This is a genomic window from Sphaerisporangium melleum, from assembly GCF_014646695.1.
GTDB lineage: Bacteria > Actinomycetota > Actinomycetes > Streptosporangiales > Streptosporangiaceae > Sphaerisporangium > Sphaerisporangium melleum.
The window spans coordinates 22,787-36,538 of sequence record NZ_BMNT01000052.1; the positions used below are offsets into that span (position 1 = coordinate 22,787).

The window sequence follows — 13,752 nt, forward strand, 5'->3', positions numbered from 1 at the left end:
TGCGGAATATATAGGAGCCCGGCAGAGGTACGTCAAGAGGCCGGTCAATGGGCGGCGCGGCCGGTCGTCCCGCCCTTCTCCTCGCCCGCGAACGCAGCTCGGCGGCCATTCGATGATTTCCGGTCGGACACGACGGGAAAAGCCGACGTTCAGCCATTCAATGGATCGTTCCCGAGGCGTCCCGCCATGAAAGTTTCAGCCGCGACGGCCTCCGGCGGCGGCATCGGCGGCATGAACGCCCTGGTGAGAGCGATGGGTGGGCGTCGATGGCATACCAAGATATTGACGTACAGACCGGCGTCGCGTTATAAACGATACGGCGGGCCCGCGGCGGATCCGGCGGCGACCGCATTTCCGCGCGCACTGTTGTTAGCGATAACAATTCAATTGTGCAGGTCATGGGAATCACGCCGTACGGCACCGCCCGAATACGCCGTACGAATACCCGGCCCACCGGCCGCGGCGCGCGCAGATCAGCCGGCGGAAACGGCGTCCCGCGATGCGCGGGCCGCGCTCGGCGACACGCGGAACCAACGGACGGCACACACCCAAGGGCCCCACGCCGAGCCTGCACAGGCCGTGTACGGCTGCAGGAGGGCGCGCAGCCCTATCCCCAGCGGGCGTCCGCTCTCGTACGATGTCCGGGTGGAGGGTTTTCTTCGCTCCGTGTGGCTTGAGCCCAGTCCCCCCAACCCTCCGCACCGGGTCTGGCGAGACTGGGTCCTCGTGGCGGTGCTCGTCTCGCTCGCGCTGGTCGAAGGCATCGTGCGGCCCGATCTCCCGTGGCGGGTCTTCGCGGTGCTCCTCACCATCGCCCTGGTGCCCACCCTGCTGTGGCGCCGCACCCGGCCGCTGCCGATGGTCGCGATCGTCTTCACCGCCACGAACCTCGCCCCGCTGTTCACCGGCGGGGTGTCCGTCGAGACGAACACCTTGGGGTTCGTGCTGATCGTGCTGTACGCGTTGTTCCGCTGGGGCTCGGGCCGCGAGACCGTGACCGGCCTGGCGATCATGCTGGTCGGGCTCGCGATCCCGATCGTCAGCGGCCGCCTCCGGTTCCCCGACGCCATCGGCGCGTTCGCCATCGCATTCGCGGCCAGCGCCCTCGGCGGCGCCTTCCGCTACCGGTCCAGGGCGCGGATGCGCGAGCTCGACCAGGTCAAACTGCTCGAACGCGAACAACTCGCCCGCGAGCTGCATGACAGCGTCGCCCACCACGTCTCGGCGATGGCGATCCGCGCCCAGGCGGGCCTGGCGACCTCGGCGAACCGGCCCGGCGCGGCCACCGAAGCGCTCCAGGTGATCGAGGCCGAGGCGGCGCGTGCCCTGTCCGAGATGAACGCCATGGTCCGCGTGCTGCGCCGCGGCCGTCCCGCGGAGCTGGAGCCGGGCAGGGGCATCGCCGACGTCCGCGAACTCGCCGACCGGCCCCGGGCCGGGCCGTCCGTCGAGGTGGAGATCTCCGGCGACCTGGACGGCATATCGCCTTCGGTCGGGGCCGCGATCTACCGCATCGCCCAGGAGTCGGTCACCAACGCCCGGCGGCACGCGCGCAACGCCACCCGCATCGAGGTCCGCATCGCCGCCGGCGACGCCTCGGTGCGCCTGTGGGTGAGCGACAACGGCGACACCCCCACAGCGCGCCCGGCCGGGACGCCCGGATACGGGCTCGTCGGCATGGCCGAACGCGCCGGCCTGCTCGGCGGCACCTGCGAGGCCGGCCCGACCCCGGGCCAGGGCTGGACCGTGACCGCCGTGCTGCCCCGCTCGGCGGCGGCCTCATGAGCATCCGCGTGCTCGTCGCGGACGACCAGGAGATCGTGCGCACCGGCCTGGCGATGATCCTCGACGCCCAGCCGGGCATCGAGGTCATCGGTCAGGCCGCCGACGGACGGCGGGCGGTCGAGCTGGGGCGGCGCCTGCGGCCCGACGTGTGCCTGTTCGACATCCGCATGCCCGGCCTCGACGGCATCGAGGCCACCCGCTCCCTGGCCGGGCCGTCCGTCGAAGACCCCCTCGCCGTCATCGTCATCACGACCTTCGACCTCGACGAGTACGTCTACGCCGCTCTGCGGGCCGGCGCCCGGGGCTTCCTGCTGAAGAACGCCGGCGCCGACCTGCTCTCCCAGGCCGTCCACGCCGCCGCGAACGGCGACGCGCTCATCGCCCCGAGCGTCACGGCCCGGCTGCTCGGCACCTTCGCCCGCACCGGGCCCGCCGGCCCGCCGGTGCGGCCGTTCGAGGCGCTCACCGACCGCGAGGAGGAGATCCTGGCCACCGTGGCCCGCGGGCGTACCAACAGCGAGATCGCCGAGGAGCTGCACATCTCCCTCAGCACGGTGAAGTCGCACATCGCCAGCCTGATGGCCAAGCTGGGCGCCCGCAACCGCGTCGAGATCGCCATGTGGGCCTACGAGACCAACCGCGTCCGCAACTGAGGCCGCCGCCTGCGCAGGACCCACTCGGCCACCACGATGTTGATCAGCCATCCGGCGCCCATCAGCACGGCCCTGGGGAAGGAGTCCGGCGTGCCGTACAGCACGAACCACGGAAGGTGGGTCAGCAACTGCGTGCCCGCCCCCATCCCGAGCGCGTACCCCCGGACCATCCAGGCCTGGTGCCGGGCGAAGTCCCGCCGCCGGACCGCGGCCAGGCCGAGCAGGATGCACCCGGCCATGGCCGTGCCCACCACGACGCGCATGACCACCAGAACGCCACTGTCGTTCACGGTGGGCGGATAGAACAGCGCCATCCACATCCCGGTGACCGCCGCGAGCAGGCCGCACGGGATCAGCAACCGGCCCGCGGCCCGATGCCACCCGGGCCTGCGGCGGCGGAACCGGGGCGCGAACTGCAACGCGCCCAGAATGCTGTAGATCGTGACGCTGACGATGTGCAGCACCACCGGCAGCGGCGAGGCGAAGTACCGCGCGTTGTCCGCGGTGACCGCCGCGCCGCCGATCAGCTCGTTGAGGCGCATCGCGCCCGCCACCACCGGGACGAGGCTGAGCGCCACCAGCCCGGCCGGCACCCACCATCCCGCCCCGCGTGCGGACCGCCCCGCCGAGGCGGGCGCCCTGCCCTGTCCGTCCACCGCCCGTCCGCCGCGTACCGGCCGCGGGGAGTGCATCGTGCTCTCGTCGCTCATGCCCCGATCGTGACGGGCGCGGCGGGGGTGGCTCATCGCCCTGAAGGCTCGATCCGTACCCGCCGACCGGCCGCGGAACCAGCGTACTTTCGGCCGATGAGCGCGGCGGACGCGGACTCCTACATTGCCCTCATCTGACGAGGAGGAAGCGATGAAGGCGTTCGTCCAGCGTTCGTACGGCTCACCCGAGGTTCTGCGGCTCACCGAGGTCGACGTTCCCGTGCCCGGTGACGACGAGGTGCTCGTCCGGGTGGCCGCCACCTCCGTCAACCCCTACGACTGGCACCACATGCGGGGCGAGCCGTACGCGGCGCGCCTGATGGGCGGCACCATCGGCCCGCGCGCTTCCAAGATCCCGATCCTGGGCGCCGACGTGGCCGGGCAGGTCGAGGCGGTCGGCAAGGACGTCACGTCCTTCCGAACGGGCGACGAGGTGTTCGCGATGGTCAAGGGCGGCGGCTTCGCCGAGTACGTGTGCGTCCGGGAGGCCGAGCTGGCGCCCAAGCCGCGGAACCTGTCGTTCGAGCAGGCGGCCGCGGTGCCGCTGGCGGCCTGCACCGCCCTGATCGCCCTGCGCGACGTGGGACGGGTCAAGGAGGGGCAGCGGGTGCTGGTCAACGGGGCCTCGGGCGGGGTGGGCACGTTCGCCGTGCAGATCGCCCGGGCGTTCGGCGCGGAGGTCACCGGCGTCTGCGGCAGGCGCAACACCGGCCTGGTCCGGTCGATCGGCGCCAAGGAGGTCATCGACTACACCACCGAGGACTTCACGCGGACCGGGCGGCGCCACGACCTCCTGGTGGACATCGCGGGCAGCCGCCCGGGGCGGGCATGCCGGCGAGCGCTGACCCGCGACGGGACGCACGTCGTGGTCGGCGGCCCCGCCGGACGCTGGCTGCAGCCCGTCGGCCACACGCTCTCGGTGCTCGCGATGGGGCCGCTCGTCTCCCAGCGCACGGCCCACGCGGACGTGACCCGCTGCACCGGCAACGGGCGCAACCTGGTGGCGCTGACCTCGTTCATCGAGGACGGGAAGGTCACCCCGGTGATCGACCGGCGCTACCCCTTCGAGGAGATTCCGGCGGCCGTCGAATATGTGGAACAGGGCCACGCCCCCGGCAAGGTCGTCATCACCCTCTGAGCCCTCTCGCCTGCGACCGCCAGGCACCTCCGGCCCGGCTCAAAAGGGCGGCCCGCTATCGACAAGTGATCTCAAGACCCGGCCCGGACGGATGCCGGTCGTGCCGTACACGGCGCGACCGGCATCGGTGTTTTCCGCACTCGAACGCCCCGAAGCCGCACGTCGCGCACGCATGACCCAATGGGCATGCCCGGCGCACATGTTCCGACATTTATCGAATGACCGCCCCTAATGGCCGTCAAACGCTTTTCACAATCCTATTCTTTGCCCTTCCCTTATGCTGCGCGCATGGTAATTCCAGCGACGTCGGGAAGATAGGGCTCGATCACCGATCTCCGGCGCACCAGCACACCCATATCGATATTCCCGGATACGGACGAACCCGCTCGCCCGAGGAGATGTACCGCGAAATCCTCCGGCAATCCGGACAATTCGGGATGTGCATGTCACGGGCGAACGGCCGTGGCACCGCGCTCGAGATCGGACGATCCCCATCCGTCCGCAGCAACGTCAACAGGGAAGTCATGCCAGAATATCGACCGAGCGCCGCGCTGGCCACCGCGATGTGCGCGATGGCCTGCGCCATGGGCGGCACCGCCGCCGCACACGCCGAAAGCGCCGCCCAGCCGAAAAGGCCGCCCATTCATTCGGTGGCCGGCCGTCCGGCGCCGCCCACGATAGACAGGACCGGCGACCAGAGCATCCGATCCGACCAGGTGTGCGGACCGCCGTACGTGACCGGCGACCCCGACCTCGGACCGGTGTTCCTGCCACGTACCGGCTATCTCGGCGCCCTGCTGCATAACTACGTGCCACTGGGCGGCCTCAGCCCTCAGCATTTCCTGATCCGCTACTGGGACTACACCACGAACGACTACCGCTTCCCGCCCAACGCCGGATTCGCCACCTCCGGCAACTATCCCAACGGCAGACTGCTGGTGAAGACGACGTTCCTGCAGATCGGCATGAAAATCGACCGGTTCGGCGGCAACGGGGGCTCCTTCCTGTCGCCGATGGGTGACCTGTTCATCTGGCGCGCGCTGACCCCGCGGAACCTCAACACCAACCCGCAGGATCCCACGCACCTGTGCAACTACCACGCGTTCCAGGTGCTCAAATCGTTCCGCGTCGACGTGGGGCCGGCCGCCCCGGCGTTCCAGCAACCGGGCGGCGGCACCCAATACCACGTGCTCAGCAAGTACATTCCTGAGGCCCCGCAGACGAACCCGGAGGTACCGGTGAGCTGGCTGCTGGAGCACGGATATCTGGCAGAGCTCGCCTCGCCCACCCGCATCTGCGGAATCGCCACGATATCCACCCGTCCCCACCGTGCCGGCCCGCGAGGAACCACCCCGGGTGGAAAACCCTCTCGCGTCCTGACCGCCCGGCACACCGGCCCGGCCGCCGACAGCGCGCATTCCCGGCGGAACGCGAAAGCCTCCCGCAAGGCGAACGTCCCGGCCTTCCGCCTCATGTCCGTCTCGTCACCCGGCCGGACGGAGCGGAATCTCCCCATCTGCCTGCACAACAGTGGAACTCGTCCGAGCTGAACGGCGCCACGCTATGGGGACCGTCCGCCACGAACGGACGGTCACCTAGCCCCTATCGTCGTACGCACCGTGGCGTCCCTCCGCGTTCGAGACGACCGTGCCGGCCCTCGGCCCGCCCGTTCCCGGAGCCGGGTTCCGCCGGTCGTGACGATCGCAGGGCGGATGACGTGATCGGGAAGATCGGAATTGGGTGGTCACAGGTGTGAGAGATGGGACAGATTGGTACTCATGGAACGCCAGTCGATCAGCCATCTCGCCCATCGTGACCACCCCATCGCCGCGCCCGTCTCCGGTGCGCAGGTGACCAGGCTGCTGCGCCGGGCCCGGTTGCCCGAAGGGGCGAGGATCCTGGACATCGGCTGCGGCGAGGCGGCCTGGACGCTGCGGGCGCTCGCGCTCTACGAGGACGCGACCGCCGACGGCGTCGACATCTCCGCCGAGGGCCTCAAGGCGGCCGAGGAGCGCGCGGAGATCCAGGGCGTCTGGGAGCGCATCCGGTTCCACGAGCGGCCCGCCGCGGACTTCCCGGTGGCCGAGCGGTACGACCTGGTGCTCTGCGTCGGGGCGACGCACGCGTTCGGCGGCCTTCGCCCCACCGTCGACCACGTACGGCGCTTCCTGCGGCCGAACGGGCTGGCGCTCATCGGCGAGGGGTTCTGGGAGCGGGAGCCGACGCCCGAGGCGCTCGCCCGGCTGGGGGCCGATCCGGCGGAGTACCTCGACCTGCCGGGCACCGTCGCCGCCGCCGAGGCCGCCGGCTTCGACACGGTCTACGCGTACACCAGCGACCTGGCCGAATGGGACGACTACGAGTGGTCCTGGACCGGGACGCTGCTGCGCTGGGCCAATGAGAACCCCGGCCCGGACGCCGAAGCGGTCCGCGCCACCGCCCTGGAGCACCGCGACATGTGGCTGCACGGCTACCGGGGCGTCCTCGGCTTCGTCACCCTCCTGCTCCAGCGAACCGGCTGACCACCCGGTACGCGACCTCGGCTCGCCGACCACTCATGCGTGATCGTCGCTCAGCCGGCCCTCAGGCTCCCCCGCCGTCCTCACCGGACCTCGCTCAGGAGATGCCGCCGAACCCGAACTCGTTCCCATCCGGATCGCGATAGGTGACCTTGCGCGCGCCGTTGGCGTAGGTCTCCCGTTCCACGGGGTCGAGCCCGCGTTCGGCGATCTGCGCCACCCGCGTCCCGAGGTCGTCGACCATGACCGTGAGCAGCGCGTGGCCGGCCCGCTCCGGCCGCTCCACGATGTAGACGTACCGGTGTTCCGCCACTTCCCACACGGCCTCGGTGTCGTGTGGGAAGAACGCCGGCGGGCGGCCCATGAGCCGCTCGTACCATTTCAGGGCCGTCGCATAGTCCGTGACCGCGATGCCCGCGAACAGATCAAGGGCCATGCCGTGATCGTACGCCGCCGGCCCGGGCCCGCCGGTCCCAGCGCGTCACCGCCCGCCTGGAGGCCGGTCAGTTGGGCTGCCACAGCTCGATCCGGTTGCCCTCAGGGTCGGTGACCCAGCCGAAGCGGCCGACCCCCTCCATGTCCTGGATCTCCTCGGCCACGTCCGCTCCCTTGGCCCGCAGTTGGCCGAGCATCGCGTCCAGGTCACGGACCCGGAAGTTGAGCATCGTCTGCTGGGCGCGGGAGCCGAAGTAGTCGGTCTCGGACTCGAAAGGCGCGAAAACCGTCATCCCGGCTTCCTGTCGCCACAGGCCGTCCTCGTCGGCGCCCACGCCCAGGTGGTCGCGATACCAGGCCCCAAGAGCCGCCGGGTCCGCGGCTCGCAGGAAGTATCCGCCGATGCCAAGTACACGTTCCATGTCGCCATCTTCCAGCACATCGGTCGCTCCTGCCGATATGAACCCATCTGTACCTGCTCGTGATCCGCGTCGGCTGACTAAGATCGTCCTTAGTCCGGTCGCCGCCCTTTGTTCGATCAACCGGACGAGGCCTCCGCGGCGTTCCGCGACTTTGACGGGGTATTCGGCTTGCGCGTCAAGACCGTCAGCTGAGAACGCAAGGGGGATTCATGGCGGTGATCGGGTTCAGGACGAGCGACCTGCCGGTGGCCGATCGGTTCACGGCCTGGTGCGAGATGGCGAACGACGCACTGGTTCCCAACGCCATCCGCAGCGACCACGCGGCGGACTTCCGGGCAGAGGCGCGGCTGCAGAATCTCGGCATGGTCCAGCTCACCGCGCTGAGCTACCCGCCGTTGGAGACGTACCGCCCCGCCAAGCTGATCCGGCGGTCCGATCCCGAGGAACTCCAGCTCATGGTCGCCTGGACGGGCAGCCAGCGGATCGTGCAGAGCGGCCGGGACACGACGGTCGCCCCCGGCGAACTGCTGCTCTACGACACCTCGCGCCCTTGGCAAGGGTGGACGGCCCCGGCGACCACCATGATCCAGGGCGTCATGGTGCAGTTTCCCCGGTCCGTCCTGCCGCTGCCGGAGAAGGGAATCCGTGATCTCATGGTCCGGCCCCTGGCGGGGCGCGAGGGCCTCGGCGCCCTCCTGACCGGTCACCTCAGGCGGATGGCCGCCGACACCGGCGTCTACACGGCGGCGGACGGCCCGCGGCTGGGCTCGATCATCATCGATCTCGTCACCACGTTGTGCGCCCACCACCTGGAACGCGACCGCGCGGTGCCGCCGGAGACACACCGTCGCACTCTCCAGCTGAAAGTGCGCACCTACATCGAGCAGCACCTCGGTGACCCTCACCTGTCACCGGAGAGCATCTCCATCGCCTGCCAGATCTCCGTCCGCCACCTGCATCGGCTCTTCGAAGGCGAGGAGCTGACGTTATCCGCCTGGATCCGGCAGCGCCGCCTCGAGCGCTGCCGGCGCGATCTGGGCGATCCCGCTCTCCTCCATCGCTCCATCCGGGCGCTCGCCGCGCATTGGGGGATCACCGACTCCGCCCGCTTCAGCCGTATGTTCCGCGCCGCCTATGGCGTCTCTCCCAACGAGTACCGCGGACAGGCTCTGCACTTCCGCCGGCCCTCACTCACCTGATGCCGAGCACTCCGGGCACGCATCGCCAATCGGTTGGCACGCACGGTCAATGAGAAACATATTCAGCTGTGCCATCCTCTCGTCAGGGCCTGCACATATTGCTCGAAAGCGGACCAAAGCAGAGAGGAAAGCCTATGAATATCAGGGCGACACTGGCCGGCGCGCTCGCGACCGCGGGCATGGCCGCCGGCTTGCTCTCCATTCCGGCCGCGGCGTCGGCGAATTCCCAGACGGTGCTCTCCAGCCCGTTGCTCCTCAGGTTCCAAGACGGCACCGTCCTCTCCCGGAACGCCGCGGGAACCACGAACTTCACCCCTTCGAGGAACGCGACGACGCTCACGTCCGGCAGCTGGACCGGGTACGTCCAGTACAACGACGGCTCCAAGACCTACTTCTGCGCGGCGCAGACCCGGGATGTCAGCGGCAAGCCGGCCACGACATTGTTCCTATCTGCCCAGAAGGCGTCATGGTGCCTGTAGTCGCACCTCGACAGCGCTGAACCTGCCGCCGCTCTCGCTGTCGTCCGGGCCGCCTGGACGACAGCGATGGTCAGCGTTCGGGGCCGCGGATGCCCTGGAGCACAAGCGTGACGTGCCTGCGCCAGTCATCGGCCCCGGTCATGTTGGCCATGGCGCCACGGGCGATGAGGACGAAGTCACCGGCACGGAAGTCCGCGCGGAGCCGGCCCGCCTCGACGGCCCGCCCCACGATGCGTTCGATGATCGCCGACAGGTCCGTCTTCTCGGCGGCGATGTCCTGCCACCTCGGCTCTTCGGCGCCAAGGACCGCGAAACGGAACGCGGCGTCGCCCTCCGCGGACTCCAGATAGCCGTAGAGCAGCGTCTCGAACGCCACCCAGGGATCCCGGGCCTCGTCGGCGGTGCGGGCGAGGGCGGTCATCGCCTCGAACCTGCGGCCGATGATCGCCGCGAGCAGGGCACGTTTGTCGGCGAAGTGCCGGTAGAGGGTGCCGACTCCCACCCCGGCGCGCTCGGCGATCTCGTCCATCTGCACGGCGTCGCCTCGCTGGGCGAACAGCCGGGCGGCGGCGTCGAGGACGGCCTCGCGGTTGCGCCGGGCGTCGGCACGCAGCGAGCGTTCGGGAGCGGTCATGGTCACCCCACCTTAGTTGACGACGCGCGAACGCCGTCGCTACATTCGGAACCGGAGTTCAGGTTCCGAATAAGGGGGATCAATGATCGTCGTCACCACACCGACAGGACAGATCGGCAGCCGGCTGGTCCGTCGGCTGCTCGACCAGGACGAGAAGGTCCGGGTCATCGTCCGAGACGCCGCACGTCTGGACCACACGGTCCGCCGGCGGGTCGAGAGCATCGAGGGCTCCCACGACGACCCCGTCGTGCTCGACAAGGCACTGACCGGCGCCAAGGCGCTGTTCCTGCTCGTCCCGCCGAACCCCCAGGCGCCGAGCGCCGAGGAGCACTATCTCGACTTCGCCCGGGCGGGCGCCGCTGCCGTCGCCCGCCACGGGGTCGGCCACGTCATCGGGGTCTCCAGCGCCGGGCACGGCTGGCCGGCCCCGGCCGGCGTCCTGTCCGCGGCCTTCGCGATGGACGAGGAACTCGGCAGATCCGGCGCCGCGTACCGGGCGTTGTGCATGCCCTTCTACATGGAGAACCTCCTCGGGCAACTCGATGCCATCCGCGGACACGGCGCGTTCTCCCTGACCTGTGCGGGTGACCTGCCGCTGGCGTTGATCGCGACCCGGGACATCGCCGGCACCGCCGCCAGGCTGCTCACCGACCTGTCCTGGACCGGGCAGGAGAACCTCCCCGTGTTCGGGCCCGACCGGCTGACCCCCGACGGCATGGCCGAAGTGATCGGCCGGGAACTCGGGCGTCCGGTCACCTACCGTCGCATGAGCATGGACGCCTACGCCTCGCTCCTCCGCTCCCGAGGCGCAGGCGACCAGACCGTCAAGGACCTGACCGAGGCGTTCACCGCGCAGGACCACGGCATCTACGACGCCGACTGGGCGACCGCCGAGCCCACACCAACGGACTTCCGCACTTGGTGCAGGGAAGTGCTCAAGCCCGCCGTGGACGCCCGGACGTCCTGACGCCGGCGACGGACCACCCGCGACCTGCTCATCCCGGGTCCGGCACTCACTCCTCGTGAGTAGTGCCGGGCCGGCCGGATGAGTAGCGACTGCTCTACCTGCGCATGCCACCGATTGCCGATGCTGATGAGGCAAGAGTCGGTCCCCGAACGGGAGGAGGCACCGAGATGACGGTGCAGGACATGGCCAAGCAGGTACTGGAGATCTCCGACAGCGAGGGGCGGGAACTGCTGGAGGAGTGGGCGGCCGTGGAGAACGCCACCTTCACGGCCTACGCGAGCAGGTACCTCACCACCACCATGCACCCGTGCAACAAGACGCACTGCTGAGGTAGGTGATGGATCCGCCTGACCGATGACGGGCGTGTGGGCCGGCGGGTTCCCCCGCCGGCCCACACGCGCTTCGCGAATGGAGCCGTTGATGGCGCAAGCCGATGTGCCCCTCCTGTTGAGCAGGCAGACGTTCAAGGCCGCACTGTCCGCACAGTCCTTCGATTTCCAGTCGCTCGTGGGCCGGCCCGCACGATATGACGACGACTGCATGCCGTGCGTCATGATCCTCACGCGTGCCGACGACCGCGAGGCCGACTACATCTCCCTGCGTCTGGCGGCGGCGGGGATACCTCTGCTGAGAATCGACAGCGACCGTTGCGCGGGAACCGAGCTGGTCTGGGACGTCTTCGACGGGGTCGTCCGTCTGGGCGGCGAACGGTTCCGGCCCAAGGTCCACTGGTCGCGGTACTTCTCGGCGAGTTCCATCGACGCTCCGGCGCCGGACGCGATCGCTCACTATGTACAGGAGCAGTGGGGCGCGTGGGCGGAGGGCATGCAGCCGCCCACGGACGTCGTCATGGTCAACCGATCGACCGGACGGTGGCGGCCGAGCCGGACGGCGCAGCTCGCGGCGGCCCGGAGGGCGGGGCTGCGGGTTCCCGCCGGCGTGGTCACCACCTGCCCGGGCCGCGCGCCCGATCTGATCCCCGGATCCGGTGATCTGGTGCTGAAGAGCCTGGGTGAGCATCTGATCGAGGAGACCCCCGGCAACGCGGTCGGGCTGTTCCCCCGGCGCGTGACCCGGGCCGAGCTGACCGGCGACCGGACGGTGGAATCCGCACCGGTGCTGATCCAGGATTTCGTCCCGTCCAGCGCGGAGCTGCGCATTCATTGGGCCGACGGTGCGTTCATCGCCTTTCGGCTGGGCAAGCGGTCCATGGACGTCGAGCGGCTGAACATCTCCGACGTGTCGATCGAGCAGGTCCCGATGCCGCCGGAGCTGACCGGGCCGCTCACCCTGCTCAGCGAGCAGTGGAATCTCCAGCTGGCGGCGTTCGACCTTCTCGAGACACCGGGGGGTCATGTGTTCCTCGAGGTGAATCCCGCGTTCGACTGGTTGTGGCTGGAACACCACCTCGCGGGAAAACCCGTCTCCACGGCCGTGTGCGACTTTCTGATCAACGCCTTCGAGGGGATCTCGTCATGAGGGTGCGCGTCGCCGAGCACGCGGTGCTCTACTGGGACGACGGGAGACTGGTCTGGGACGACTACCTGCATCAGCAGCAGTTCGCCCTGACGGAGGACAGCTCGCGCGTCCTGTGGTGGTTTCGGGAGTGGCGCGAGCTGAGCAGCGTCGAACGGCTCGGCACCCCGCTCGTCCCGATCGCGGAGCGGCTGCTGGAGTCCGGGCTCCTCATCGCCGAGGGCTCAGCCCGGCATGACCGGCAGAACGACTTCAAAAGCCGATGGGGTGTGTGGGGTCCACCCGCTGCTTACTTCCACTTCGCGACCCGCGCGCGGTCCGGCAGCAGGATCCTGACCGCCGGGGAGGACAAGGCCAGAACCCGCGCGAAGGTCGGCGCCTCCCCCGCCCCGCCGCCGTTCAAGCCGACCGCGGGCCGGCCCCTGATCGCGCTCCGCGAGCAGCCCCCCGGCGATGCCGGCTGGCCCCACCCGCGGCTGATCGACGCCCTGTGGAGACGGCGCTCAACGCGGGCCTACCTCGACGAACCCGTTGATCTCGATGACCTGGCGGCCATCCTGACGGTCGCCGGCGGCATCATCGCCTTCCGCGACGACCCGGAATTCGGGCACAACGTCTTCAAGGCCAGCCCCTCGGCGGGGGCACGCGACCCCATCGAGATCTACCTGTACGCGGGCAACGTGGCGGGCGGTCTCGAACCGGCGATGTACCACTTCTCGCCATCGGCCCACGGGGTGACGCGGACGGGGGACGCGCCTTCCCGCGAGAGGCTGGTGTCGGCGCTGGGCGGCCAGTCCTGGCTGGCCACGGCTCCCGTGCTGCTCATCTACACGGCGATGATCGAGCGAAGCCAGTGGCGCTACGAGGCCGCTCGCGCCTACCGGGACATCTCGCTCGGACTCGGCCACGTCAGCCAGACCGTGCTGCTGACCGCGACGGCGATGGGCCTGGGCGGCGTCTTCGCCACGGCCGTCCGCGACGAGGAACTCGAAGCGCTCGTCGGCTGTGACCCCATGTCCGAGATCGTGCTCGGCGTCACCGCGCTCGGCCATCCCCGCGGCACGACACCGTCCATCCCCGACGACACGGCTCCGTGACCGGCGGGCCCCTGGCAAGCCGCAGGAGCAGGACCTCTTCACGTACGCGGAGCCGGCCGTTCTGGGGAGGTTCGCGCATGGACCTGGTCCCGCGGCTGCCGCGATCCGCCGGGGCGACGCTCGTTCCGCACGCCCTGTCCGCGGCGGGCACCGGCATGACCATGATCACCTATCCCCACGATGCGCGCGGGGTCGCCGTAGGAACGGCCGGGCCGGCGGGCGTCGGCGCGCCGGCCGC

15 protein-coding genes are annotated in these 13,752 nt (G+C 69.9%); 11 read left to right on the forward strand and 4 right to left on the reverse strand.

Annotation, left to right across the window (positions count from 1 at the left end):
* Positions 1 to 666: 666 nt before the first annotated feature.
* Together IEY93_RS33105 and IEY93_RS33110 are read left to right on the forward strand one after the other, a co-directional pair.
* Positions 667 to 1,785, forward strand: a complete 1,119-nt coding sequence (locus tag IEY93_RS33105; protein ID WP_444544680.1) for a sensor histidine kinase — start codon at positions 667 to 669, stop codon at positions 1,783 to 1,785.
* Entirely contained in the window at positions 1,782 to 2,438 is a 657-nt protein-coding gene (locus tag IEY93_RS33110; protein ID WP_189167115.1) for a response regulator, read from the forward strand. The genes IEY93_RS33105 and IEY93_RS33110 overlap by 4 nt, the downstream gene beginning before the upstream one ends.
* Here the strand turns inward: IEY93_RS33110 and IEY93_RS33115 are convergent.
* Complete coding sequence (locus IEY93_RS33115; RefSeq protein ID WP_189167116.1) at positions 2,411 to 3,148, reverse strand: DUF2306 domain-containing protein; 738 nt, start codon at positions 3,146 to 3,148, stop codon at positions 2,411 to 2,413. The genes IEY93_RS33110 and IEY93_RS33115 overlap by 28 nt on opposite strands.
* Positions 3,149 to 3,299: 151 nt before the next feature.
* Between IEY93_RS33115 and IEY93_RS33120 the strand changes: the two genes are divergently transcribed.
* The 3 genes from IEY93_RS33120 (at position 3,300) to IEY93_RS33130 (ending at position 6,808) form a co-directional block, all read left to right on the forward strand.
* Positions 3,300 to 4,286: an NAD(P)-dependent alcohol dehydrogenase gene (locus IEY93_RS33120; protein ID WP_189167117.1), complete on the forward strand. Its 987-nt coding sequence runs from the start codon at positions 3,300 to 3,302 to the stop codon at positions 4,284 to 4,286.
* 398 nt (positions 4,287 to 4,684) lie between these two features.
* Positions 4,685 to 5,836 (forward strand): TNT domain-containing protein, encoded by a 1,152-nt coding sequence (locus IEY93_RS33125; RefSeq protein ID WP_229691679.1) that lies wholly within the window; start codon positions 4,685 to 4,687, stop codon positions 5,834 to 5,836.
* A gap of 228 nt (positions 5,837 to 6,064) precedes the next feature.
* The gene (locus tag IEY93_RS33130) at positions 6,065 to 6,808 is read left to right on the forward strand and encodes an SAM-dependent methyltransferase (RefSeq protein ID WP_189167119.1); all 744 of its coding nucleotides are present in this window, start codon (positions 6,065 to 6,067) and stop codon (positions 6,806 to 6,808) included.
* 94 nt (positions 6,809 to 6,902) lie between these two features.
* Here the strand turns inward: IEY93_RS33130 and IEY93_RS33135 are convergent, their stop codons facing one another.
* The gene (locus IEY93_RS33135) at positions 6,903 to 7,241 is read right to left on the reverse strand and encodes a VOC family protein (RefSeq protein ID WP_189167120.1); all 339 of its coding nucleotides are present in this window, start codon (positions 7,239 to 7,241) and stop codon (positions 6,903 to 6,905) included.
* 67 nt (positions 7,242 to 7,308) lie between these two features.
* Positions 7,309 to 7,662, reverse strand: coding sequence for a VOC family protein (locus IEY93_RS33140; RefSeq protein ID WP_189167121.1), 354 nt, complete (start codon positions 7,660 to 7,662; stop codon positions 7,309 to 7,311).
* A gap of 209 nt (positions 7,663 to 7,871) precedes the next feature.
* On the opposite strand from IEY93_RS33140, the gene IEY93_RS33145 reads away from it, so the two are divergent.
* Both IEY93_RS33145 and IEY93_RS33150 read left to right on the forward strand, forming a co-directional pair.
* Positions 7,872 to 8,861, forward strand: a complete 990-nt coding sequence (locus IEY93_RS33145) for an AraC-like ligand-binding domain-containing protein (protein WP_189167122.1) — start codon at positions 7,872 to 7,874, stop codon at positions 8,859 to 8,861.
* Positions 8,862 to 8,995: 134 nt separating this feature from the next.
* Positions 8,996 to 9,340 carry a hypothetical protein gene (locus IEY93_RS33150; protein WP_189167123.1) on the forward strand — a complete coding sequence of 115 codons (345 nt, stop codon included), beginning with the start codon at positions 8,996 to 8,998 and terminating at the stop codon, positions 9,338 to 9,340.
* Between the two features lie 70 nt (positions 9,341 to 9,410).
* Here IEY93_RS33150 and IEY93_RS33155 read toward each other — a convergent pair whose 3' ends face one another.
* The gene (locus IEY93_RS33155; protein ID WP_189167124.1) at positions 9,411 to 9,974 is read right to left on the reverse strand and encodes a TetR/AcrR family transcriptional regulator; all 564 of its coding nucleotides are present in this window, start codon (positions 9,972 to 9,974) and stop codon (positions 9,411 to 9,413) included.
* 82 nt (positions 9,975 to 10,056) lie between these two features.
* Here IEY93_RS33155 and IEY93_RS33160 point away from each other — a divergent pair, with 82 nt between their 5' ends.
* The 4 genes from IEY93_RS33160 (at position 10,057) to IEY93_RS33175 (ending at position 13,514) form a co-directional block, all read left to right on the forward strand.
* Entirely contained in the window at positions 10,057 to 10,941 is an 885-nt protein-coding gene (locus IEY93_RS33160) for an NmrA family NAD(P)-binding protein (protein ID WP_189167125.1), read from the forward strand.
* A 167-nt stretch (positions 10,942 to 11,108) separates the two neighbouring features.
* Positions 11,109 to 11,270, forward strand: coding sequence for a hypothetical protein (locus IEY93_RS33165; RefSeq protein WP_189167126.1), 162 nt, complete (start codon positions 11,109 to 11,111; stop codon positions 11,268 to 11,270).
* 91 nt (positions 11,271 to 11,361) lie between these two features.
* A complete protein-coding gene (locus IEY93_RS33170) occupies positions 11,362 to 12,420 on the forward strand; it encodes an MvdC/MvdD family ATP grasp protein (RefSeq protein ID WP_189167127.1) in 1,059 nt (352 codons plus the stop codon).
* Positions 12,417 to 13,514: a SagB/ThcOx family dehydrogenase gene (locus IEY93_RS33175; RefSeq protein ID WP_189167128.1), complete on the forward strand. Its 1,098-nt coding sequence runs from the start codon at positions 12,417 to 12,419 to the stop codon at positions 13,512 to 13,514. The genes IEY93_RS33170 and IEY93_RS33175 overlap by 4 nt, the downstream gene beginning before the upstream one ends.
* Positions 13,515 to 13,752 lie beyond the last annotated feature (238 nt).

Bases quoted from the DNA above. Each gene is read 5' to 3' on its own strand.
- IEY93_RS33110 (WP_189167115.1), top strand. From the start codon at position 1,782: ATGAGCATCCGCGTGCTCGTCGCGGACGACCAGGAGATCGTGCGCACC.
- IEY93_RS33115 (WP_189167116.1), bottom strand. From the start codon at position 3,148: ATGAGCGACGAGAGCACGATGCACTCCCCGCGGCCGGTACGCGGCGGA.
- IEY93_RS33120 (WP_189167117.1), top strand. From the start codon at position 3,300: ATGAAGGCGTTCGTCCAGCGTTCGTACGGCTCACCCGAGGTTCTGCGG.
- IEY93_RS33125 (WP_229691679.1), top strand. From the start codon at position 4,685: ATGTACCGCGAAATCCTCCGGCAATCCGGACAATTCGGGATGTGCATG.
- IEY93_RS33130 (WP_189167119.1), top strand. From the start codon at position 6,065: ATGGAACGCCAGTCGATCAGCCATCTCGCCCATCGTGACCACCCCATC.
- IEY93_RS33135 (WP_189167120.1), bottom strand. From the start codon at position 7,241: ATGGCCCTTGATCTGTTCGCGGGCATCGCGGTCACGGACTATGCGACG.
- IEY93_RS33140 (WP_189167121.1), bottom strand. From the start codon at position 7,662: ATGGAACGTGTACTTGGCATCGGCGGATACTTCCTGCGAGCCGCGGAC.
- IEY93_RS33145 (WP_189167122.1), top strand. From the start codon at position 7,872: ATGGCGGTGATCGGGTTCAGGACGAGCGACCTGCCGGTGGCCGATCGG.
- IEY93_RS33150 (WP_189167123.1), top strand. From the start codon at position 8,996: ATGAATATCAGGGCGACACTGGCCGGCGCGCTCGCGACCGCGGGCATG.
- IEY93_RS33155 (WP_189167124.1), bottom strand. From the start codon at position 9,974: ATGACCGCTCCCGAACGCTCGCTGCGTGCCGACGCCCGGCGCAACCGC.
- IEY93_RS33160 (WP_189167125.1), top strand. From the start codon at position 10,057: ATGATCGTCGTCACCACACCGACAGGACAGATCGGCAGCCGGCTGGTC.
- IEY93_RS33165 (WP_189167126.1), top strand. From the start codon at position 11,109: ATGACGGTGCAGGACATGGCCAAGCAGGTACTGGAGATCTCCGACAGC.
- IEY93_RS33170 (WP_189167127.1), top strand. From the start codon at position 11,362: ATGGCGCAAGCCGATGTGCCCCTCCTGTTGAGCAGGCAGACGTTCAAG.
- IEY93_RS33175 (WP_189167128.1), top strand. From the start codon at position 12,417: ATGAGGGTGCGCGTCGCCGAGCACGCGGTGCTCTACTGGGACGACGGG.